Genomic DNA, 1,247 nt, shown 5'->3' with positions numbered 1-1,247 from the left:
GGGTGACGAAGAAAACTATGTAACCTGTTAAGACGATAAAAGAAAGTAGACTATTTGCTTGAGTATAGGTTATTACCCATGCGATTGCCCTGATTTCGTGTCCTATTTCGGTTTATTACAGCTTTTTACTATTCACTCCATTCTTGCAATGCAAGATTGACGTCTTCGTGGTGATGACGATACCTAGGGTCACTTGAAAGATATTTCAAAAACGACTTTACTGCTTCAACCTGTCTTTTAGTAAATAGGCTCTTTTTATATATGAAATCTTCTATCTTTGTTGGCTCTCCTTGGAAGTAAAAACTATAAATCAAAAACTCTGTTAATGTTGAATATGGATCATCTAATTCAATGACCATTATTATATATGCTGGAACATAGTGATAATAGGCCTCCCCAGTTAACAGTGGTAAGTTGTCAAAATTTTTGTCTATAATGTCTGGAGGGATATTGCTCCAGACAAAATCTGCAAAATCATCTCTTAGTGAGTCGCATTCCCGGCAATCGTGCTTGACAATATTGTCAATTTCTGGCCGAGATGTTCCACTGAATGAGTTTTTGATTTCGCTAATAAGTCTTTCTCTATCCATATTAGGCACCAACCGTACCGGCGGATACAATAAACAATATAAGGCCCATTATAATCGAGGCAGCTCTCTCTTCACAATTTGTACATTCACGAGAGCTATTTGGAGAGTTCTCGGGTGGTGCTTCTGGCGAAGGAAATCTGCTTGAAACTTTTTCCTACACCAATCTATTTGCCTTTTTAATTCATCTTGTAAACTTTTACCTATGTCTTTAAAGTTTTGATCTTTCATGAATTTATTTGTGTGCGCACGCCAGTTCCGATTTTTCTCATCGTGTCTAGGGTTATTTTCTCTTTGGATTTGATTCCAAAAGTTTTCAATAGATTTTATAGGATTTCTGTATAAGGAATAGGTATGATTGGGGCCTCTTCCTCCTGCTAAACCCATTGGATCGACCCAATTCACTGGATTACCTTCAACATACGCATAAAGATTCATCCCCCCATCCCAATAGGATCAGCAGAGAGATACCGCCCCGTCTCAGGATCATAAAATCTGTGCCAATTGTAATACTTCCCTGTCTCTTCGTCGTAGTACTGCTCAGGAAAACGTAAATTATTCCTGGTTGTTTCGGATTTAGGGGAGCCCTGTCCAGGAGGTTGTCGGGAGAAGATTTTCGCCTACACAAAATCAAGAAGTTACAGGTGATGTATATCCCGC

The 1,247-nt window shown here is 38.9% G+C and carries 3 protein-coding genes; all 3 read right to left on the bottom strand.

Annotation, left to right across the window (positions count from 1 at the left end; translation table 11 throughout):
• Positions 1-128: 128 nt before the first annotated feature.
• Genes G493_RS0122715 through G493_RS34515 form a run of 3 tightly spaced genes read right to left on the bottom strand, consistent with a single transcriptional unit; the run spans position 129 to position 1,201 of the window.
• On the bottom strand, positions 129-590 hold the full coding sequence (locus G493_RS0122715; protein ID WP_028582193.1) for a DUF6714 family protein: 462 nt from the start codon (positions 588-590) through the stop codon (positions 129-131).
• A gap of 48 nt (positions 591-638) precedes the next feature.
• Positions 639-1,025: an RHS repeat-associated core domain-containing protein gene (locus tag G493_RS0122710; protein WP_028582192.1), complete on the bottom strand. Its 387-nt coding sequence runs from the start codon at positions 1,023-1,025 to the stop codon at positions 639-641.
• Positions 1,022-1,201: an RHS repeat-associated core domain-containing protein gene (locus G493_RS34515; RefSeq protein ID WP_232363820.1), complete on the bottom strand. Its 180-nt coding sequence runs from the start codon at positions 1,199-1,201 to the stop codon at positions 1,022-1,024. Before G493_RS34515 ends, G493_RS0122710 begins: the two co-directional genes overlap by 4 nt.
• Positions 1,202-1,247 lie beyond the last annotated feature (46 nt).

The sequence above is a fragment of the Desulfogranum japonicum DSM 18378 genome (assembly GCF_000429945.1).
In the GTDB taxonomy this organism is placed as follows: domain Bacteria; phylum Desulfobacterota; class Desulfobulbia; order Desulfobulbales; family Desulfobulbaceae; genus Desulfogranum; species Desulfogranum japonicum.
Note: the sequence above shows the minus strand (reverse complement) of the source record. Positions and strands in the feature narration are given on the sequence as shown.